Source organism: Pseudomonas sp. FP1154, from assembly GCF_030687245.1.
GTDB classification, from domain to species: Bacteria; Pseudomonadota; Gammaproteobacteria; order Pseudomonadales; family Pseudomonadaceae; genus Aquipseudomonas; species Aquipseudomonas rhizophila.
This window is the reverse complement of sequence record NZ_CP117465.1, coordinates 564236-584146: the sequence shown is the minus strand read 5'-3', so window position 1 is coordinate 584146 and position 19911 is coordinate 564236. Positions and strand designations below refer to the sequence as shown.

At 59.6% G+C, this 19911-nt stretch carries 18 protein-coding genes; 2 read left to right on the top strand and 16 right to left on the bottom strand.

Features of this window, described 5'->3' with window-relative positions; all coding sequences use genetic code 11:
* Positions 1 to 19: 19 nt before the first annotated feature.
* A complete protein-coding gene (locus tag PSH91_RS02585) occupies positions 20 to 985 on the top strand; it encodes a hypothetical protein (protein ID WP_047225894.1) in 966 nt (321 codons plus the stop codon).
* Positions 986 to 1137: 152 nt separating this feature from the next.
* Here the strand turns inward: PSH91_RS02585 and hldE are convergent, their stop codons facing one another.
* The 5 genes from hldE to PSH91_RS02560 all read right to left on the bottom strand — a co-directional run bounded on the left by hldE (position 1138) and on the right by PSH91_RS02560 (position 7131).
* Complete coding sequence (hldE, locus tag PSH91_RS02580) at positions 1138 to 2559, bottom strand: bifunctional D-glycero-beta-D-manno-heptose-7-phosphate kinase/D-glycero-beta-D-manno-heptose 1-phosphate adenylyltransferase HldE (RefSeq protein WP_047225895.1); 1422 nt, start codon at positions 2557 to 2559, stop codon at positions 1138 to 1140.
* Between the two features lie 90 nt (positions 2560 to 2649).
* On the bottom strand, positions 2650 to 3261 hold the full coding sequence (gene cysC / locus PSH91_RS02575; RefSeq protein ID WP_305467203.1) for an adenylyl-sulfate kinase: 612 nt from the start codon (positions 3259 to 3261) through the stop codon (positions 2650 to 2652).
* On the bottom strand, positions 3254 to 3958 hold the full coding sequence (locus PSH91_RS02570; protein WP_107321434.1) for a sulfotransferase family 2 domain-containing protein: 705 nt from the start codon (positions 3956 to 3958) through the stop codon (positions 3254 to 3256). Before PSH91_RS02570 ends, cysC begins: the two co-directional genes overlap by 8 nt.
* A gap of 179 nt (positions 3959 to 4137) precedes the next feature.
* A complete protein-coding gene (gene msbA, locus PSH91_RS02565) occupies positions 4138 to 5943 on the bottom strand; it encodes a lipid A export permease/ATP-binding protein MsbA (RefSeq protein WP_047225897.1) in 1806 nt (601 codons plus the stop codon).
* Positions 5944 to 5958: 15 nt separating this feature from the next.
* Positions 5959 to 7131 carry an O-antigen ligase gene (locus tag PSH91_RS02560; RefSeq protein ID WP_305467199.1) on the bottom strand — a complete coding sequence of 391 codons (1173 nt, stop codon included), beginning with the start codon at positions 7129 to 7131 and terminating at the stop codon, positions 5959 to 5961.
* 111 nt (positions 7132 to 7242) lie between these two features.
* On the opposite strand from PSH91_RS02560, the gene PSH91_RS02555 reads away from it, so the two are divergent.
* Complete coding sequence (locus tag PSH91_RS02555) at positions 7243 to 7848, top strand: lipopolysaccharide kinase InaA family protein (protein WP_305468492.1); 606 nt, start codon at positions 7243 to 7245, stop codon at positions 7846 to 7848.
* Here the strand turns inward: PSH91_RS02555 and PSH91_RS02550 are convergent.
* From PSH91_RS02550 to waaC, 11 genes are all read right to left on the bottom strand, one after another.
* On the bottom strand, positions 7834 to 8937 hold the full coding sequence (locus PSH91_RS02550; protein ID WP_305467197.1) for a glycosyltransferase: 1104 nt from the start codon (positions 8935 to 8937) through the stop codon (positions 7834 to 7836). The two genes, PSH91_RS02555 and PSH91_RS02550, sit on opposite strands and share 15 nt — an antisense overlap.
* Before the next feature lie 48 nt (positions 8938 to 8985).
* Positions 8986 to 9750: a glycosyltransferase family 2 protein gene (locus PSH91_RS02545; protein WP_305468490.1), complete on the bottom strand. Its 765-nt coding sequence runs from the start codon at positions 9748 to 9750 to the stop codon at positions 8986 to 8988.
* Positions 9751 to 9806: 56 nt separating this feature from the next.
* A complete protein-coding gene (locus tag PSH91_RS02540) occupies positions 9807 to 10763 on the bottom strand; it encodes a glycosyltransferase (protein WP_047225901.1) in 957 nt (318 codons plus the stop codon).
* Between the two features lie 115 nt (positions 10764 to 10878).
* The gene (locus tag PSH91_RS02535) at positions 10879 to 12009 is read right to left on the bottom strand and encodes a glycosyltransferase (protein ID WP_305467195.1); all 1131 of its coding nucleotides are present in this window, start codon (positions 12007 to 12009) and stop codon (positions 10879 to 10881) included.
* Positions 11993 to 13750: a carbamoyltransferase gene (locus PSH91_RS02530; protein ID WP_047225903.1), complete on the bottom strand. Its 1758-nt coding sequence runs from the start codon at positions 13748 to 13750 to the stop codon at positions 11993 to 11995. Before PSH91_RS02530 ends, PSH91_RS02535 begins: the two co-directional genes overlap by 17 nt.
* Positions 13751 to 14002: 252 nt before the next feature.
* Positions 14003 to 15442 carry a lipopolysaccharide kinase InaA family protein gene (locus PSH91_RS02525; RefSeq protein WP_173407454.1) on the bottom strand — a complete coding sequence of 480 codons (1440 nt, stop codon included), beginning with the start codon at positions 15440 to 15442 and terminating at the stop codon, positions 14003 to 14005.
* Positions 15442 to 16194 (bottom strand): lipopolysaccharide kinase InaA family protein, encoded by a 753-nt coding sequence (locus PSH91_RS02520; protein WP_076382930.1) that lies wholly within the window; start codon positions 16192 to 16194, stop codon positions 15442 to 15444. Before PSH91_RS02520 ends, PSH91_RS02525 begins: the two co-directional genes overlap by 1 nt.
* Positions 16191 to 16925, bottom strand: a complete 735-nt coding sequence (locus PSH91_RS02515; RefSeq protein WP_076382932.1) for a lipopolysaccharide kinase InaA family protein — start codon at positions 16923 to 16925, stop codon at positions 16191 to 16193. The genes PSH91_RS02520 and PSH91_RS02515 overlap by 4 nt, the downstream gene beginning before the upstream one ends.
* Positions 16925 to 17731 (bottom strand): lipopolysaccharide core heptose(I) kinase RfaP, encoded by an 807-nt coding sequence (rfaP, locus tag PSH91_RS02510; RefSeq protein ID WP_047225907.1) that lies wholly within the window; start codon positions 17729 to 17731, stop codon positions 16925 to 16927. The genes PSH91_RS02515 and rfaP overlap by 1 nt, the downstream gene beginning before the upstream one ends.
* Positions 17728 to 18852: a glycosyltransferase family 4 protein gene (locus tag PSH91_RS02505; protein WP_139048600.1), complete on the bottom strand. Its 1125-nt coding sequence runs from the start codon at positions 18850 to 18852 to the stop codon at positions 17728 to 17730. The genes rfaP and PSH91_RS02505 overlap by 4 nt, the downstream gene beginning before the upstream one ends.
* Positions 18852 to 19910, bottom strand: coding sequence for a lipopolysaccharide heptosyltransferase I (gene waaC / locus PSH91_RS02500; protein WP_047225909.1), 1059 nt, complete (start codon positions 19908 to 19910; stop codon positions 18852 to 18854). Before waaC ends, PSH91_RS02505 begins: the two co-directional genes overlap by 1 nt.
* Position 19911: the final 1 nt, after the last annotated feature.

Genomic DNA, 19911 nt, shown 5'->3' with positions numbered 1-19911 from the left:
CCTTAAGGAAGGAGCCGACATGCCGCGCACGCTCATCAGAAAAAACCCCAGCAACTTCAAGACCCTGCCCCTGTTCGTCGAAGCGACACCCGAAGGCCTGACTTACCAGAGCGTCGGGATGCCATTGAATTTTTCCCAAACCCTGCAGCGGCGCCGTCCGGTGACGGTGGACGACCCCGAGCGTTTTTCCCTGGAACTGGCAAACCTCGGTGTCTCGGTGCGCCTGACCCTGCACTGGCAGAACCGCGACTATTGGGTGCTGGTGCGCCAGCGTCGACAGGACCGCGGCGACGTGGTGCTCAAGTTGATTTCCGGTTATGTCCCGGCCCATGAACTGAACCTGCCGCTGCTCACCGCCATCAGTGAAATTGCCGAAGAATGCCTTCTGGAAACCCCCGAGGGCTGGCTTGGCGGACGCTTCAATGACACCTGGTTGCCCGCGCCATACGCCACCGCCCTGCATTATCGTGAAGCCTTGCCGTTTCGCCTGACGCCGCTGTCCGGTTCGGCCCGCCCAGTGCGCAGCGCCAACCTGCAACTGATCGAGCGACCACGCGCCTACGTGCACCTGCCGACGGCCTCGCTGCAACTGATTTACGATTTGCGCCTGGATGTGCCCAAGGAAGCCAAGTCCCTGAGCCTGTTTCATGTGGATGAGCGCCTGGAGGGAGACCAACTGGTGGCGCGCCTGGACCGCAAGCGACCTGATCTTTACCTGATGCCGCTACAGGACGGCCAACCCTTGCCCGAGCTGTACACCTTGAAGAAGGATCAACTGTACCCGGCCAGCACCCGCGGGCTGTACCTGGCGGAGAGTTTTGCCAGGCAGGACGGCTGGCTGGTACGAGACGAGCGGATTCGCTGGAAGGATTGGCTGCACCAGCAAGGGCTGACGCCACCGGGCAAGGAGTCGGGGCTGACCCGGCTGAGGGGCAAGGCCCGGCAATTGCTCAAGAAGATCGTGCCGCGCAAGGTGGCTCGTTAACGTCATCGAGTTGGTGATGGGCCCTGTGGGAGCGAGCCTGCTCGCGATGGCGTTGGACCCGTCAGCCTCGATTTGGCTGACACATCGCTATCGCGAGCAGGCTCGCTCCCACAGGTTGGCGCATTGCCTGACACATTGTCACCAGCAAAGGCTCAGTGATTGCGGATCTTTTCCACAATCGCCGTCGTCGAGCTGTTTTCCACCAGCCCCAACACCTTCACAGTGCCGCCGTAGGCCGCGACAATGTCCGCTCCCACGACCTGATCGATCCCGTAGTCACCGCCCTTGACCAGCACATCCGGCTTGACCTCGCGCAGCAGGTTTTCCGGCGTGCCTTCGCTGAAGCTGATCACCCAATCCACCGCGCCAAGACCAGCCAGGACCGCCATGCGCCGGTCGACGCTGTTGATCGGCCGCCCCGGCCCTTTGAGACGACTCACGGATGCATCGTCGTTGACCGCGACGATCAGGCGATCGCCCTGGGCCCTGGCTTGCTCGAGATAGGTCACGTGGCCAGCATGCAGGATGTCGAAGCAGCCGTTGGTGAAAACGATTGTCTCGTTGTGGGCACGGGCGTCGTCGACGGCCAGCAGCAATTGCTCCAGGCCCAGCACGCCCCGCTCGGAGCCTTCTTCGCGCTGGATCGCGCGGCGTAGCTCCGGGGCGCTGATGGCGGCAGTACCGAGCTTGCCGACGACAATGCCCGCCGCCAGGTTCGCCAGGGCCACCGCATGGGGCAGTTCCTCGCCGGCGGCGATGGCCGCGGCCAGGGTGGAAATCACGGTATCGCCGGCACCAGTCACGTCGAACACTTCACGGGCACGCGCCGGCAGGTGCAACGCCGGATGATCGGGACGCAGCAGGGTCATGCCATGTTCGCCACGGGTCACCAGCAAAGCGCCGAGGTCGAGGTCTTGCATCAGCTGAGCGCCTTTGCTCACCAGTTCGTGCTCATCGGCGCAACCGCCGACGATGGTTTCGAATTCGCTGAGATTCGGCGTGATCACGCTCGCGCCGCGGTAGATCGAGAAATCCTTGCCCTTGGGGTCAGCCAGTACCGGAATGCCACGGGCACGAGCGGCCTGGATCAGCGCCTGATGGTTTTTCAACGCACCTTTGCCGTAGTCCGACAACACCAGCACCTTGACGCCTTCGAGCAGGTTATCGACCTCCGCCCCGAGGGCCAGGGGATCGGTGGCGAACGGTTCTTCGAAATCGATCCGCAACAGTTGCTGGTGACGGCTCATGACCCGCAGCTTGACGATGGTCGGCTGGTGCGCAACCCGCTGGAATATCGCCCGCACGCCGGCGCCATTGAGGCTATTGGTCAGGCTGTCGGCGGCTTCGTCGTCACCGGTCACCCCCACCAGAGAGGCCGGTGCACCAAGGGCGGCGATGTTCAAGGCAACGTTGGCGGCACCACCGGGACGGTCCTCGATGTGTTCGACCTTGACCACCGGAACCGGCGCCTCAGGGGAAATCCGTGAGGTACCGCCATGCCAATAGCGGTCGAGCATGACATCGCCGACCACCAATACAGGGGCTTGATCGAATCGCGGCATGGACAACTTCATGGAGCATCCCACATACAAAATGAACAGGGCCGCGATATTAGCACAGGGTTGGCGAAGGCTCGTCCATGGCCCTCCTGACCTGCGCTTTTTTCATTCCTTTTGCAGCAGTGCCGAAAGTCGGCCAACGGCTTGGGCCAGTTCCACCTCGCTGGTATCGATCTCACAGTCGGGCGACAGCGGCGCCTCGTAGGGGCTGTCGAGCCCGGTGAAATTCTTGATCCGCCCGGCGCGCGCTTCCCGATACAACCCCTTGGGATCACGCTGGGCGCAAACTTCAAAAGGCGTGCTTACATAAACCTCCAGAAAGACGCCCTGAGGGAACAATTTTCGCGCCGTCTCCCGATCAGCGCGAAACGGGGAGATTGCTGCCACTATCACGATCAGGCCGGCATCGACCATCAAGCGCGCCACTTCGCCAATCCGCCGGATATTTTCCTTGCGCGCCTCGGCGTCCATCCCCAGGTCACGGCACAACCCCCGGCGCAGGTTGTCGCCGTCGAGCAGGCAGGTGTGCAAGCCTTGCTGGTTGAGCTGCACCTCCAAAGCATTGCCCAGCGCAGACTTGCCCGCACCTGATAGCCCAGTCAGCCAGATACAACGCGGCCTCTGGGACTTGATCGCGGCCCGGTCCTTTGGCGCAACAGCCAGTGCGCAAGGGCCAATCTCTGACGTTGGCATCAACACCTTTGACGTTTCATTCATAGCCGAGCATCTCGTAGTCACGTTGATACACTCGCCGTACCAAACGGCGGGTACGCACAGAGCAGATTTCCCGGACCGGCAACGCCACGCGTTGCTGGGTACGATTTACGTGGGGCAACGTTGCAGTCAACCCCAAATGCTCGCACACCCTTTGATAATCACGGCTCAGGTACTCCTGATAACCGATGAAGTCCATCGCCAAGTGGCCAAGGGAGTCGGTGAGGAAATCCGTCTGGGCGGTGAAATGCAATTGCCGTGTAATGTTTTCCGGATGCAGCCAGCGGGCGACGAAATCATCGAAGTCCCGATAATGGCTTACCAGGTTTTGTGCGGCATGATCGCGTGCTCCCAACGTATTCCCTCGCAGGAAAGCATAGGCCGAATATGTGCGCTCCAACGGGTCACGGACAAAAGCAAATTTGAAGCTGCCCGCGTACTGCTCTGGAAATTGCTCCTGGTACCAGTACAGCGGCAAGTGACCCGGGCTGTAGCCATCGAACATGCCCGTGCAAATGCTGCTTCCGGCGCACTTGGGCACATGGATGAACAGACAAGCGCGCTGCGCGAAGGCTTTGGGGAAGCGGCAGTTGGCTGACATCGATTTGTTCACGATCTGTCGGTCAACCACCGACAAGCGTCCCAACAAGAAGGAGCGCTGCGACTTGGGCAGCAGCTTCCAGAGATAACGTTGCAGCATTCGAATACCCGCGCGCTGGGGGTTACCCCCTCATGATCCAAAATTCGTTCAGCAGGACTTCCTGTAGTCGGAACCATATCAAGCGCGGGTCATAGATTTATTGTGGGTTGGTCACTACAAGTAAGCGATTAGATACAAATGCCTGCAGGAGCACAGCCCCCCACAGGCTTGACCCGTACTCAGGCGATGTCCTGAGTGGGAGCGTCCAATCCCATGGCGTGGAGACGAGCATAATAGCCATTCTGCGCCAATAGCTCGCTGTGAACACCACGCTCGACAATCCGGCCCTGATCCATCACCAGGATCAGATCGGCCTTTTCGATGGTCGACAAACGATGCGCAATGACCAGCGTAGTGCGGCCTTTCATGACCTGATCCAGCGCGGCCTGGATATGCCGTTCGGACTCGGTATCCAGGGCCGACGTGGCTTCATCGAGAATCAGCAACGGTGCGTTCTTCAATAGGGCCCTGGCAATGGCCAGACGCTGACGCTGCCCGCCGGACAACAGCACGCCGTTTTCACCCACCTCGGTGTCCAGCCCCTTGGGCAGCTGCGCAATAAAGTCCATGGCGTAGGCGTCTTCAGCCGCCTTCTCAATATCGGCCCGTGGCGCGCCGGCCAAATCCCCGTAGGCGATATTGTTGGCCACCGTGTCGTTGAACAGTGTGACGTGCTGGGTGACCTGGGCGACATGTCGACGCAGGTTGCGCAGGCGATAGTCTTCTATTTCCACCTCGTCGAGAAAAATCTGCCCGACGTCATGGTGATAGAAGCGCGGGATGAGGCTCGCCAGGGTCGACTTACCGCTACCTGAACGCCCCACCAGTGCAATCATCTGCCCAGGTGCCGCCGTGAAACTGATGTCCTTGAGCACCTCCCGATCAGCGCCAGGGTAGGTGAAACTCAGATTGCGAACCTCCAGACGGCCGCTGACGCGCTCCTTCTCGACCGTTCCCCTATCGACTTCCGGCTCGACGTCCAGTTGTTCAAAAATGCTTTCAGCACCGGCCACGCCTTTCTGGATGGTGGAGCTGACTTCCGAAAGCTGGCGAATCGGCTTGGGCAACAAGCCCGCCGCAGTAATGTAAGCCACCAGATCGCCAGCCGTCGCATCGCCACGCAGAAAAAGCACCAGGAACATCAGAGCCGCCATGGCGGTGTAAATCACCAGTTGCAGCATGGGTGTATAGACAGCGCCGGTGCGAGTCATGCGCAGTTGTTTATCGGTATTACCCTGGCTGGCATTGGCAAAGCGCTGCTTTTCGTAGCCCTCGCCACCAAAACTGCGCACCACGCGGTACCCCTGGATGGTTTCGGACGCGACATGAGTAACGTCGCCCATGGCCACCTGGATTTTTTTACTTTGCTTGCGGAATTTTTTACTGGCGCTGCTCACCATTAATGCAATCAAAGGCAGGATCGCCAACATCACCAGCGTCAGCTTCCAGTTCATCCAGACGAGGTAAGCGAAGAGGAAGACCACAGTGAGACCTTCACGAATCACCACCTTGATAGCATCGGTGGCGGCGCCGGTAACCATGGTGACGTTAAACGTGATTCGGGAAATCAGATGCCCGGAGTTGTGCGTATCGAAGTAGCGGTTAGGCAGCACCAACAGTTTGTTGAACAGTTCGACCCGCAGGTCGTGCACCAGTCCCAGGGATACCCTGGCCAGGTAATAGTTTCCCAGGAACGACCCCAGGCCCTGCCAGGCAGCGATCAGAATGATCAGCAGCGGCACCGCCATCAGCAGTTTCAAGTCCTTGAGATACGGAACGGTGGGAAAGAGCACCGCATTGGGATTGCTCAGACCATCGACAAAATATTTGAGAATCCCCGCCAACATGGGTTGGGTGGACGCAAATATCACGAAGCCCAGGATACTCAGCAGGAAAATGCCAGCGTAGGGTTTGACGTATCCCAGCAAACGAAAATAGATCTTCAGGCTGGAATCCTGTTCCGTTTTGGGCGGTGCGTCACTCATTGTCGAGCTCACTGATTAAGAAGAACACGGAACTTTATCACAGGCGCCCGGCTTGGCCCGTGCCCAGACCAAAACCCCGGCCAAGCCGATCGGCAGCCAACTGATGAACCATTCCGCGCGAGGGGTTCCTGTCAGGCTCGCGGCGTCGAACTGCATCGCCAGGAATGAAAATACCCACATGCCCAGCACGCCTCGGCCCAGCAGGGTGTCCCGGGCACGCCAGGCTTCACGCAGCACAGCGAACCAGACCGTGCACCAAAGCAGCAGCCCAGGTAGCCCGAGCTGAATGGCAACGTGGCTGAACAGGTTATGCGCGTGATCAAAAGAGTGGCCTGGAATCGCGACCCTGTAGTCACCCGCCAACCCCAAGCCACCCCACGGCCGTTCGGCGATCATATGCAGGCTCGACATTAAAATCTCGGGCCGATAGGACGCACCTCTGGCCATCACCAGCGGTTCAAGCAACCAGAAGGTCAGCATGGCCAGCACCACAGTCATGGCGGCGATGACCCGTGTACGCTGGTCGGTGCAGTAAAGAGGCATTGCCAGCACACTTAGCAACAAGGCCAGGGCCGCGCCGCGACTCTGGGACATCACGACAAAGACACCCAGCACAGCCAACGCCAACGCCCAAAGTACCTGCAACCCGATATGGCGCGGCACCCAGTGCAGCATCCAGACCGCCGCCAGCCCAATCACGTAGGTGCCCAGGATCGGATGGGAAAGCTTGCCCAACCCCTCCAGGCGCGCCACCCAGTTGCGCCCTTCAATGCCGTAGAAGTCGACAATCGACACCAGCGCGACGAGCGCAAGCCCCAGCCCTCCCCACTGCATGATACGAATCACTCGCTCGGGCTGACGATTGGCAAGGATTGGGAAAAACAACAGGAACGCCAGGATATAGAGCAGTCGCTTGGCTTCGCGGCCTGGCTCCGACACCTCGGACCATAACAGTGTAATCAGCGCCCAGGCCGCCAACGCCAGAAGCGTCAGGTAAATCAACCGCTGGGCACGCCACACCTCCAACAGCCGATGGCGCGCTGACCAAGCGAAGATAATCACCGGCAACCAGAGAAACGCGATCAAACCTTGCTGATAGACCTTGTTGGTCGGTGCCAGGGCTATCGCCATCAAAAACCATAACAAGCCAAAGGCCATCCACGCCTGTGCCCAACGCGTCGCGTACATCTATCGCTCCTAAACGGTCTACCAGCCAAAACCGGCATGGTTAAAACACAAACTTTTGGGCATCATGGCCCGCTACGGCACCGGTTCTTTTTTCAACAAGGCTTTCCTACGATGCAATCCTCACGGCTTCCCCAAGCCGCTTTGAATCAATTGATTGAAGGCGCCAGTATTCTGGAGGCCGACGGCCACGGCCCGAAAGTCTATCTGTTGCAGGATGGGAATATCCTCAAATTGTTTCGCCTCAAGCGGTTTTTTTCTTCGGCCCTTTTACGGCCTTATTCAGCGCGGTTCATCAGCAACGCGACCCGATTGCAGGAACTCGGCGTGCCTACGCTCGAAGTGCTGGCTTTCTACAAATTGCAAAAGCCCGGCATGACCGCCGTGCTGTATCGACCTCTGCCAGGAAAAACCCTGCGTCAACTATCGAATCAGGAAAACTTCAGTTGGCAGCAGACCCTTCCGACACTGGTCGAGCTGATTCGCAGCCTTCACGCTCGTGGCATTTATTTTCGCTCATTGCACCTGGGTAACATCGTCGTCACTCCTGAGAACAAGCTGGGACTGATCGATGTGGCCGACATGCGCTTCCTGCGCTCCCCTCTGCCACGCCGCCTTGTGCGTCGCAACCTGCAACATTTCGCTCGTTATATTGCCAGGGAGAACCTGAACGAGAGCTTTCCCATGCAGGCGCTGGAAAGCGCCTTATTGCCCGTTTAAGATCAAATTCCGAGCGGTCTGGCTGAAACTCAGCCAAGCCTGCTCAGGGGCCAGTGCCTGGTACTGGGCCTGCGCTACGGCGTCAGCTGGAGCTTGTGAAGCCCTTGTGATCGCCTCACTCCAAGCCACTTCGTCATTGGCCGGTGCGTACCAGCCGGTATCCCCCAGTTGCTCACGGAATACAGCGATTTCGCTGGCCAGTACCGGGATGCCTGCCAGTATTGCTTCCTGAAGGATCAGACCAAGCCCTTCGTCGAGTGACGGAATCAACACCCAGTCGAATGCCTTATAAAGCGTCGCGACATCCTCCAGATGCCCAGTCAACAAGACCTTGCCAACAAGATCCGGCTGGGTAATCCGAGCCTGGAGCGCATCGCGTCTCGGCCCTTCGCCTACAATGACCAAGCGCCAATCGCCATGGCCCGACGCCGCTCGCGCGAACGCGTCCAACAAGCTGACAAATCCCTTTTTACCCACCAACCGGCCGACGGCGCCAAAAACACGCTGGTCCGCCAAGGATAAACCCAGACGGGCGCGAGCCTCCTCACGAGGCTTGAGTGAGGCCTGAAAGGCGACCGGATCGAACGCGCTGCGTAATGCAACGACCGGCAGGCCGAGTTCGTCCTGCAGCGACGTAGCCAAGGTCTCGGAGACTGCCGCCAGACTCAGGCGCGAAGCAGGAAACCCGCGCAGCAACTCACGGCTTGTAATGTGCAGGCGTGTCGCGCCATGGAAGATCACCACCACGCGGATCTGAGGCATGTCCTTGAGCACAGGCAAGAGAGTCCGGGCCACGCCCAGGCCATCGAGCAATACCACGCGGGCATCACTGTCGAGCAAAGCCTCCCGAAAACGGCTTCGCATCCAGGGTCTGAACAGACGCCAGATGTGCCGCCCCTTGAGTCGGGCTGACGTCAGATTCCACTCATGCGCGGGCCCGACATCGACCTGACAGTCAGAAGCCGCCCCCTGCAAAAGCCAGGTTTTTACGGGCATCCCAGGCTCGATTCGCGAAAGGATCTGATGATGGACCTTGTGTACCGAAGCAAACGGCAAACCGCCTGCCCACATAACATTGATAATGCTCATCAAGCAGCAAACCTTTTATCGCCGACCAGGATTCGTGCTTCGAGACATCTAATAATTGATAATCCAGCCAACGCAGACTCCGAGCAAAAGAACCAGAAAGAGCTTGATTTGCTCTCTGCGTCTGCGACGCGCTTTGCGCTGACGCTCGACAGGGACTTCGACATGGACGCCGAATCCGGTATGCAAAACAGCATCCCCTTCCAGCGTGACCGCCGTCAAGTTCAGTTGCGCATAGCGAAGCGACAGTGCCTTCTCGCCGCCATAGCCCGCAAACGGGGCACACAGCTGATACTCCTTCAGGCGTCGCAAGCCGGGATTGAGGGAAAAACTCTGCCACTCGGGCTTGTCGGATATAAGCGGATAACACGGCACGCCGCCGACGATCTCACGCTCGCCCAGGCGAATGTAAGGGCTGTGTACGCACAGGTCGTAAACATAGTTGCGCAGCCAGACCTGTAGGATTTCGGGACGTAATTCGAGAATCTTGCGCGAGTCTTCTACAAAGGCCGGGCGATAGAACTCCCAGTCATCCTCACAGTGAAAGATGTAAGGGGTCTTCACATGCCCGTACGCCAGGTCAATAGACGCCAATTGCCCCAGCTTCGGTCGATTGACGAATACGGTACAGCGATCCTTCCAATGCGCTGGGATAACTGCATTTACGCCCTCGTCGCCGGCATCTTCGGTAATGAAGACTTCACGAATCGGCGCCGTGTTGAAATGGTCGAAGCTCTCAAGGGTTCGCTTGAGCAGATCGAGCCGACCGCAACTGGTCACCACCAGGGTAATGTCACTTTCGTCGGAAAACTGCACCTGAAATACCATTTAGTCAAACGCCATCCGAACGCCAGATAGCTGAACGGTTCCCGTCAAACGCCCAGTTTCAGGCGCAATTTTTCCAGCAGACTCAACGGTGCACGAGGCCGCAAGGGCGGCTCCAGTGCCTCAACGATTTTTTGCCCGATGCGGGCGAAACTGAACTGTTCCAGCGCCAGCTCATGGCCGTTGCGCGCAATACGATGGGCCAGTTCGGGGTCAGCTCGCAGTCGGTAAAGCTTTTCCTGAAGCTGCGCAACGTCGCAATACAACACCACGTTATGCATGTCCTGCAACCCCAGCGCACGTGCTTCATCGACCCCCTGATCGAAAGCCAGCAGCACACAACCACAGGCCATGGCTTCGAAATTTTTGATCATGAACTCGCCCATACCCACATCGGCGCTGACAAAAAAACGAATGCGGTTCAGGGTTTCGCAATACTCTTCCCCGGACTTGGTGCGGGTTACCACCAGCGGCTCAACGCGTGCCAACTCATCCAGCAGTATCTTGCGCCCACTGTAGGCGGCGCTGTTGGTGCTTCCTACAAAGGCCAGTTCGATATCCCGCTCGCGATTCTGATTTTGCAATAACGATTGATCGTAGCCTTTGGGTACGAACACCGCATCGAAACCTTCGGTGCGAAGACGTTGAGCAACCATGAAACCGGAGCTGATGACCCGCACCCATGGCAGACGACGATAATGGGCACTGAACTTGCCCGTGTATTTGCACGCAATGTAGTTCTGATAGGCGTCGTGTTCCAGGATCACCAGATTCGGGATCGTGCGAATGAATGCCGCCTGGCGGATCTCCTGCTTGAAGCGCAGGAAAAATACGATCCGATCGTAACGCGATACGTCCACGTGACGCCGGAAATACCCTCGCAAGTTACGCTGCTCATTGCTGTCGAGCCAGCGCAGGTCACACTCGCAATGGGCTGCCACGCCTTCATAGAGGCGGTCCAGGATGGCCCGCTGCTCTTTCTGGACCAAAAATAAAACTTTCATCGTCTTCCTTGCGGCACCGAACGACTTGATAAATAACCCGGTATCGCGCCGGACGGACTTCCCCGCCTCATCATGCGAGGCTGCTACGCCGACGCCAACTGCGGATCTGATTGGATCAGGCCCTTGACGCCAGTTCGGCGACCATAGGCAAACGCCAGAAAGCCTCACGAGCAGCCCGATCGGAAAAGCGTTCACGCAAGCGATCAAGCATCAGCTCTGCACACCTGCGACGCTGCAACTCGTCCATGGCCGCCAAGTGTTGCAGCCCCTGCGCCATATGTTCGGCATTGCCTAGCGGAAATAAAATGCCGACACCCTCCACCACTTCCTTTGCTCCACCGCAGGCGGTGGCCAGTAGCGGCACACCGGCGGCCATGGCTTCGAGCAGCACCATGCCGAACGGCTCATGGTCAGAACTCAGAGCGAATACATCAAAGGCGCGAAAATAGCGACGCGCTTCAGGCACCTGACCGAGGAACAGCACACGGTCGGCAATGCCCAGTTCCAGCGCCAGTTCCTTAAGGTCTTGTTCCAGACGGCCCTTGCCGAGAATCACCAACTGGCTATTGGCGGGCAAATACTCCAGCGCCAGGGCAAAACCTCGCAACAGCGTGGCCTGGTCCTTGTCCGGGTGCAGACGGCCAACATTGCCGACAATCCAGGCCTGGGCATCCAACCCCAGGCTATGCCGCGCTTCGTCCCGGGACACCAGGCCAGCCTGTATGGCTTCCAGGTCGATACGGTTGTAGAGGGTCTGGATCCGGCTAGCCGGCCATTTCGGCAAGAGACGACGAATGTCGTCACGCACTGCATCGGAGACACCAAGCAGGCTCAGGCGTTTGCGGAAAAACTGGACGAACACCCGTCTGGTCAACCGCTGATAGTCCCCCAACGCGTGGTGCACTCCGATCACCGGCAGACCGGTAGCGAGCAAGGTGATGTAGATCGGCTTAAAGCGATGGGCGATGCAAAAACTGAAATTGCGCGAGGCGGCAATCTTTCTCAAATCGCTGATCGCGCCCAGCTTCAAGCCTCTGATGGCACTGGAGCTGTACTCCATGAACAGCACCTCGTCAGAGGCGCAACGGGCGGCCACTTCCGTATCGGCCGCCCCGGTAAGAAACACTGTCGTCACGCGATAGCCAGTGCCTGCGAACAGACTGGCATACTGACGGGCGCAGTCGAGGAACGGCCCATCGTAACCGTGACAGAACTGCAATACATGCCGCTCAGCCGAACGTGTCATATGCATCCACGCCGTCTTTGACCACCAGAATATCCTCCATGATCAGGTATTGCAGGTCAGAGCCAAAGAACATGTTCAGAGCGTCCGTAGGCGAGCAGATCATCGGTTCGCCACGGCGGTTGAGTGAGGTGTTCAGGGACACGCCGTTGCCGGTCAGTACTTCCAGGGCCTTCATCATGTCGTAATAGCGTGGGTTGTATTCACGCTTGAGTACCTGGGCCCGGGATGTGCCGTCTTCGTGGACGACTTCCGGCACGCGGGTTTTCCACTCTTCAGCCACTTCGAAGGTGAACGTCATGAACGGCGCGGGGTGATCGACCTTGATCATCTGCGGTGCGACCGTGTCGAGCATCGACGGGCAGAAAGGCCTCCAGCGCTCGCGGAACTTGATCTGTTCGTTGATGCGATCGGCCACGCCGCTGGCGCTCGGGCAACCGATGATCGAGCGACCGCCCAAGGCACGCGGGCCAAACTCCATGCGCCCCTGGAACCAGGCCACCGGGTTGCCGTCGACCATGATCTTGGCGATGCGCTCAGGGGTGTTGTCGATCTTGCGCCACGCAGGCTTGCTCGGATGGCGGGCGCAGGCGGCGATGACGTCTTCGTTGCTGTAGGCCGGGCCGAGGTAGACGTGTTCCATCTTCTCCACCGGCACGCCACGGGCGTGGGACACATAAGCTGCCGCCCCCACGGCGGTGCCGGCATCGCCGGAAGCCGGTTGCACGAACAGTTCCTTGACGTCGTCACGGGCGATGATTTTCTGGTTCAGCTTGACGTTCAACGCACAGCCACCGGCGAACGCCAGCTTGCCGGTTTCCTTGAGCACGTCGCCCAGATAGTGGTCGATCATCTGCAGCGCAAGTTTCTCGAACAGCGCCTGCATGCTGGCCGCGTAGTGGATGTACGGCTCGTCGGCGATGTCGCCTTCACGTTTCGGGCCGAGCCATTCGATCAGCTTCGGCGAGAAGTAGAAGCCTTTGCCCTTCTCTTTATATCGACGCAGGCCGATCACGTTGGCGTAGTCGGTATTGATCACCAGTTCGCCGTTTTCAAACGAGGCCAGGCGCGAGAAGTCGTACTTGCTGGCATCGCCGTAAGGCGCCATGCCCATGACCTTGAACTCACCGTCGAGCATCTCGAAACCCAGGAACTCGGTGATCGCGCCATACAGCCCGCCGAGGGAGTCCGGGTCGAAGAATTCCTTGATCTTGTGGATCTTGCCGTTTTCGCCGTAGCCGAAGAAGGTCGTGGCGTATTCACCCTTGCCGTCGATGCCCAGGATCGCGGTTTTCTCCTGGAAGCCCGAGCAGTGGTACGCACTGGAGGCGTGGGCCAGGTGGTGCTCGACCGGCTCGATCTTGATCTTTTTCGGATCAAAACCCAGCTGCTCCAGGCACCAGACAATCTTGCGGCGATAGCGCTTGTAGCGACGGTTGCCCATCAGGATCGCATCGAGGGCGCGATCCGGGGCGTACCAGTAACGCTTGGCGTAATGCCAGCGCGCTTCGCCGAACAGGCTGATCGGGGCGAACGGGATTGCCACCACGTCGACGTCGGACGGCTTGATGCCGGCCTGTTCCAGACAGAACTTCGCCGACTCGTAGGGCATGCGGTTCTTTGCATGTTTATCGCGTACGAAGCGCTCTTCCTCGGCCGCCGCGATCAGCTTGCCGTCGATGTACAGCGCTGCGGAGGGATCATGGCTAAGGGCGCCGGACAGGCCAAGAATCGTCAATGCCACAGGGGTCTAGCCTCTTAATGTCTGCATGCGAGGCGACAAACGCCTCGAAAAAAGATGTGCCGCACGCCGGGGCGCGGGGCAGCTAAAGGGCGGGATTATAGCTTAAAAGCGTTGGCAAGCCTCGTAGGAGCTGCCGAAGCTGCGATCTTTTGATTTTGATCTTTCCCTTGAACCTCAAGGGGTAAAACAAAGATCGCAGCCTTCAGCAGTTCCTACACAGAAGACGTGCCAAAGCAGCTATCGGGGCACCCTTCAAAAGCTTTTGGGCAACCGCTGATCAATCACCTGATACAACGCACTGTCTTGCGGCCAGTTGCGCATGAACCGCGCACGATCCCTGGCATAGGCGGGGGTGAAGCTGGAGAGGCTGCGGTGCTGGCACATGGAGTCCAGGTCGATCAGCGCCCAGCGATCGTCCTGCCAGAGCAGGTTGTGGCCCTTGAAATCGCCGTGACTGATACGCTCGCGGATCAGGCCGGCGAACAACCGGTCCAGCGCCAGCAACTCAGGCTCGGGAGCGGCGCCGTTTTCGACGTAAGGGGCCAGGCGTTCGATGATGTCAGGCCCCGACAGGTGCTCGGTCACCAGGTAGGCGCCGCGACGCAGCCACAGAAAACGCTTTTCCAGCAGCGCCAGCGGCTTGGGCGTGGCGATACCGAGGAACGTCAGGCGATGACCTTCGCGCCAGGCATGCCAGGCGCGGCTCGGACGCCAGAAGCGCTTGAGCCAGTGGGCGAAGTTTTTGATGTTGTAGCGCTTGATCAACACAGAGCGCCCGTCCACATCGACTTTACCAACGCTCGCCGACCCACCGGTCTTGTATAAGTGGCCTTGGTCAAGCAAGGCATCGGCCTGCTCCAGTACCGGCGCCATGACCGCCTCTTCATCACGACGAATCGCTCGCAAACCGAACGGACCACGCTGCACGCTGAACAGACTGCACTCACGCCCGACTTTTTCCAGAAAGTCATTCAGGCGCCAGGCGTACACCTTGTCGATCTGTTTTTGCAGCGCCTCCATGGGCAATGCGTGCTCGGCGTTGCCCAGCAGGTAATGCACCAACAACTCTTCGTTGAAAGGCTCGAGGGATTTGGGCAACTGGGCGAAAAATACCCCCAGGTTTTCAAGCACTTTGTTGCGCGACAATGGCTGGCCCGGGGTTTCGGCGCGGATGCCGCCTCCGTCGATCAAATAGAGTTTGCCGCCGTGACGCAACAGATTGTCCAGGTGCAAGTCTTCCTGCCACAGGCCTTTGCTGTGCAGTTGTGCAATCGCTCCCAACGCCTCGGCCAGTACCGCCGTTTGTTCGTCGGCGAGCAGTGGCAGGCCCTCGACCTGTTTCCAGGCGTCCCCGAGGCTTTCGGCCCCCTCGAGCAATTCGAACAGCAGCCAGCCACCCTCGCCTTCTTTCAGGCCATCGGCCAGCAACAGCGGCGTAGTCAGCCCCTGCTCGGCCAGCAGGCGCACGCCTTGCAGTTCGCGGTGAAAGTGCCTGCCCGCTTTACTGCCGACCAGCAACTTGGCCAACACCGGACGACCGCGCCAGACGCCAGCACCGACGTAGCGCTGTCCCGGCAACACACGCAACAGGGAAAGCAGCTGCAATTGCGCCGGGCCGGCGGCGTCCGCCAGCTCCAGGCTCAAAGGCAGGCTGGGACTGCGGCCGGCGTTCTTCAATTCGGATAAATGCATCAACGAGCCTCCTTATGGCTGCGCCGGGCGGTCAGACGAGTCATCCAGCGGTCAACCAGTGCACTCTTGAGCGGTTGATCCAGGTAGGTGCAGAGCATCTGGCGCACATCGTCGTCACTCCAGGCTCGCGCGCGACGCAGCAAGGGCTCCAGGTCCTTGATTCGATCCCGCTGACCGAACAATAGCGGCCGGGTCTTTTCGAGGTCGATCAACTGCGCCTGATAGCCACTGGCGGTGGCTTGCAGAAAAATGTGCTTGGGGTAGAAGCAACCATGGACCTGGCGCATGCCGTGCAGACGTCGCGCCAACTGCCCGCAAGCCTGCAGGACGGTGGCGCGTTGCGTCGCCGCCAGGCTGGACCAGCGTTGCAGCAATGAATCCAGGTCATCCCAACCGTCCAGGGCACGCGTCAGCAGAATCGCCCGCACCTCCCCGCCCACATTGCGCTGACCATAGAACACCGCTTGCAGGGCCGGAATCCCCAGTTGGCGGTAGCGGCTGATATTGCGAAACTCCCGGGAAAAGCTGGGCTCGCCGAAGGGGTGGGACCACGTCCTGGTGAGGTAATTACTCTGGCGCTTGAGGTAATAACCCCGCCCTTCCAGTTCCAGCCGGAAGACACTGCTCCAACCGCCGCCCGCGGTGTTGGGTTCATCCACCGCATCCAATTGCAGGTCCCAAAGGGCTTCGAAGCTATCCAGGCCGTGGCGTTGCAACAATGACTGGTCTTCAGTCGCCAGAAAATCAGTCATTCACGCCCCTCGAAAAATCTCACTACGTGACGGATGCGCTTCTTGTCACACGCATCGAGCCGGTTACGCTGGCGATACTGCAGGTAAAAACGCAGGCGCTGAGTGGCCGACAAATGATACTTGGCGACCTTGTCCAGGCACGCCAGGTCTTTGGTGATGCGATAGTTGAGCCAGAAACCGCGCCAGAAATCGCCGTTGGGGCAATCGATAAAGAACAGCCGTGACTGCTCGTCGATCAGCAAGTTGCGCCATTTCAGATCGTTATGGGTAAAACGATTTTCGTGCATGGTCCGGGTATAGCCGGCCAGTTGCCGACTCACCCCGTCGACCCAGGCACGATTGGCCAGCCTTGGATCGTGACGCCTTGCCAATGCCGAGAGGTCTTCGGTGCCCGGCAGCTCGCGCGTGATCATCGCGCCACGGTCATAGGCTGCGCCACGTCGCTCCAGCCCCCAGGCCACGACTTCGGCAGTGGGGATGCCCCACTTGGCGAAGCGCTTGAGGTTCTGCCATTCGGACTTGACCCGCGGCTTACCCAAGTATCGCCGCAGCCCCTTGCCGGCCCCGGTGTAGCGTTTGACATAGTAATTCACGCCGCTGCGCTGTACCCGAATCACCTCGGACAGCGGGTCCCGCGTCAGACGCTCGCCCTCGAGGGCGAACACTGCATCAAGACTGCCGAAATCCTCTGCCAGCTCAGCGTAGGAAGGCTCCAGTACCCAACCCGACATCAGAGCGCGCCCCCGTACCGCAGCTTGCGCGCATAAAGCCGGTTGGCTTTGCCTTCGAGCCAGGTCAGCAGCGAAGCTTCTTCGGCCAGGATCCGCCGTAGCGGCTGCTGGAAATAACCCTTGAGGAAGCGCAACTTGTCACGCCGGGTCAGACCGATGTCCAGTGCAGAGAAATACAGCGCCGCCAGGTCCTTGTTGCGCCAACGAAGGGGGATGGCCGGACGGATCTGCGCACGGTGCAGGTCAATCACAGAAAGTTTGAAATCCGTGGCGGTCACGGGCTTATCGGTGTGCAGCAGAAAGTGGCAGATGTAGCAGTCGCGATGGTTGACCCCGGCCCGATGCATCATGCCGGTCATGCGCGCCACTTCGGCGATCAGGGCCCGCTTGAGCTTCGGCTGTGGCGGCTGCTTGACCCAGTCCATGCTGAGATCTTCAAGACTGACGGTCGGCGCCAGTTCTTCGGTGACGATGAACGAATGCTGGTCGGCCGGGTTGCTGCCTTTCTCGCCATAGGCGACGGCGGTCATGGTCGGCACACCGACCTGCTGCAAGCGCTGGATGGCTTTCCATTCCTGTCCCGCACCCAGTACCGGCAACTTGGCGGTCAGCAGGTTCTTGAAGATCTCGCGCCAACCGATGCCACGGTGGATTTTCACGAAAAAGCCACGACCATCCACCTCCGTGCGCAAGGTGCGCCGGGCTTCCAGTTCGCGATAGACCTCGCCCTTGAGCGCCTCGACTTCGGCGAACGCATCGCGTCCGGCCCAAAGGCTCTTGAACGGTTCGGCCAGCATCAATTTCATTGTGCGTGCTCCGCCAATATCACATCGGCCGCGTGCTGCGGCATGCTGTAGAGGTCGGCCGTCTCGGCGAAGGCCAGACCGTTGCGGCTCCAGGCCGCGCGTGCGTCGGCGTCACCCAACATCCGCCCCAGGTACTCGGTGAGCTGCGCCTGTTCGAACGGCTCGTCCAAGACCAGGCCACTGTCGGCCTCGGCGATGTAATGGGCGTATCCACACACCGCGCTGACCAGCACCGGCAAGCCGGCCACCAGCGCTTCAAGCAGTACGGTACCGGTGTTCTCGTTGTACGCCGGGTGGATCAACAGGTCGGCGCCCAGCAGGAAACGCGGAATGTCGCTGCGGCCCTTGAGGAAGCGTACGTTGTCACCAAGCCCCAACGCGGCGCTCTGCAATTGGAATACTTTGGGGTCGTCCTGGCCGATTACAAACAGGCGGGTGCGTTTTTTAAGCTGCGAAGGTAGCGCGGCCAGGGCCTTGAGGCTGCGATCCACGCCCTTGGTCTTGAACCCGGAACCGATCTGCACCAGCAGCAGGTCATCATCGGCCAGATCGAATTCAGCACGAAACGCGGCGCGAACCTCATCGGCGTCGGCGGGCCGGCGACGATCCTGGGCGATGCCCGGTGGCAGCAGGTGAAAGCGCTCCAGCGGCGTGTCGTAGTGCTTGATGAACAAAGGCTGTTGCACTTCGGAAATCATCAGTATTTCGGTCTTGGCATCCTTGGCGAATACCGCTCGCTCGTACTCGGAAAAGTGGCGGTAACGCCCCCAACGCCGGTACAGCGAATTGCGCAGGTTCTGCGCCTTGTCTTCAAAGCAGCCGTCAGCGGCGTAATACACGTCCAGGCCGGGCATTTTGTTGAAGCCGATCAAACGGTCGACCGGACGCTTGGCCAGGTCATTTTCCATCCACGCACTGAGTTTTTCATTGCGACGGTGGTTGAACAGCGCCTTGACCGGCGCCACGAGCACTTCGAAGCCCGGCGGGACGTCACCTTCCCAGATCAGCGTGTAGACGCGGATCTGGTGACCACGCCGCTGGCATTCCAGGGCGATGCGCATGAAGTCACGCTGCAGGCCGCCGAAAGGGAAGTATTTATAAAGGACAAAAGCCAATTGCATCAGCGCGGCTCCTCAGCCAATAACGTGCTCAAGTGGCTGGCAACACGCTCGGGATTCAGACGCGTGAAGCACAGAGGCTGCTCGCGTTTCAGGTCAAACCGACGGGCATCTTCGGCGGTCGGCGGATAAGTGCATTGTTTCTGCATGCAGGGCGCGCAAGGGAAATCACTGGCGAGGTGAATCTGCCCCTTGCCATAGGCACCGGTCAGCACCGGGTTGGTGGGGCCGAGCAATGAAATGGTCGGCACATCCAGGGCCGCGGCCAGATGGCCAAGGCCGGTGTCCACGGCCACACAGGCCTGTGCGCCGGCCAACACCTTGCCCATCCCACCCAGATTCAGCTTTGGCAATACCAGGGCGTTGCGCAGGCCATTGGCAATCCGCTCGGCCCGGGCTTTCTCCAGCGGGCTGCCCCATGGCAGCTTCACCACGACGCCGAACTGCCCCATGCGCTCAACAAGTTGACGCCAGTAGAGCTCAGGCCAGTGCTTGGATTCCCAAGTCGTGCCGTGCAGGAACACCACGTAAGGGTAACTGCGCGGCAATTCAACCAGGCGATCGACATTCAGGCCGTAGCTGCCCATGGTTTTGGGCAGGTCATAACCCAGTGCCACAGCAAACAACTGGCGCACGCGCTCTACCGCATGCTGACCGCGAGCCACGCCCAGGCGACGGGAATAGAAGCGCGCTGCAAGGGGTTCGCGGGCCGATTCTTTATCCAGGCCTGCCACCGGGGCCTTGACGTAGCGGGTCAGCCAGGCGCTTTTCAGCAGGCCTTGGGCGTCGATCACCAGATCGTACTTCTTGGCACGCACGCTTTGCTTGAAACGTCGCCACTCGCCGCTTTTGATGGTTTGCCAGAGGTTCTTGCGCCAGCGACGAATCGCCACCGGAATGACTGTATCCACCGCCGGATGCCAGGTAGGAATTTCGGCAAAGCCTTCTTCCACCACCCAGTCGAACCTGATGCCGGGAATCGCCCGCGCCGCGTCGGTCAGCGCTGGCAGGGTGTGAACCACATCCCCCAGCGAAGAGGTCTTGATCAGCAATACCCGCAAG

Excerpts from the sequence above, each read along its gene's own strand:
- PSH91_RS02540 (WP_047225901.1), bottom strand. The coding sequence starts at position 10,763 with ATGAAAGTTTTATTTTTGGTCCAGAAAGAGCAGCGGGCCATCCTGGAC.
- PSH91_RS02535 (WP_305467195.1), bottom strand. The coding sequence starts at position 12,009 with ATGACACGTTCGGCTGAGCGGCATGTATTGCAGTTCTGTCACGGTTAC.
- hldE (WP_047225895.1), bottom strand. The coding sequence starts at position 2,559 with ATGAAGTTGTCCATGCCGCGATTCGATCAAGCCCCTGTATTGGTGGTC.
- cysC (WP_305467203.1), bottom strand. The coding sequence starts at position 3,261 with ATGAATGAAACGTCAAAGGTGTTGATGCCAACGTCAGAGATTGGCCCT.
- PSH91_RS02560 (WP_305467199.1), bottom strand. The coding sequence starts at position 7,131 with ATGTACGCGACGCGTTGGGCACAGGCGTGGATGGCCTTTGGCTTGTTA.
- PSH91_RS02570 (WP_107321434.1), bottom strand. The coding sequence starts at position 3,958 with ATGCTGCAACGTTATCTCTGGAAGCTGCTGCCCAAGTCGCAGCGCTCC.
- rfaP (WP_047225907.1), bottom strand. The coding sequence starts at position 17,731 with ATGAAATTGATGCTGGCCGAACCGTTCAAGAGCCTTTGGGCCGGACGC.
- PSH91_RS02550 (WP_305467197.1), bottom strand. The coding sequence starts at position 8,937 with ATGAGCATTATCAATGTTATGTGGGCAGGCGGTTTGCCGTTTGCTTCG.
- PSH91_RS02515 (WP_076382932.1), bottom strand. The coding sequence starts at position 16,925 with ATGTCGGGTTGGGTACTGGAGCCTTCCTACGCTGAGCTGGCAGAGGAT.
- msbA (WP_047225897.1), bottom strand. The coding sequence starts at position 5,943 with ATGAGTGACGCACCGCCCAAAACGGAACAGGATTCCAGCCTGAAGATC.
- PSH91_RS02585 (WP_047225894.1), top strand. The coding sequence starts at position 20 with ATGCCGCGCACGCTCATCAGAAAAAACCCCAGCAACTTCAAGACCCTG.
- PSH91_RS02555 (WP_305468492.1), top strand. The coding sequence starts at position 7,243 with ATGCAATCCTCACGGCTTCCCCAAGCCGCTTTGAATCAATTGATTGAA.
- PSH91_RS02520 (WP_076382930.1), bottom strand. The coding sequence starts at position 16,194 with ATGACTGATTTTCTGGCGACTGAAGACCAGTCATTGTTGCAACGCCAC.
- PSH91_RS02505 (WP_139048600.1), bottom strand. The coding sequence starts at position 18,852 with ATGCAATTGGCTTTTGTCCTTTATAAATACTTCCCTTTCGGCGGCCTG.
- PSH91_RS02525 (WP_173407454.1), bottom strand. The coding sequence starts at position 15,442 with ATGCATTTATCCGAATTGAAGAACGCCGGCCGCAGTCCCAGCCTGCCT.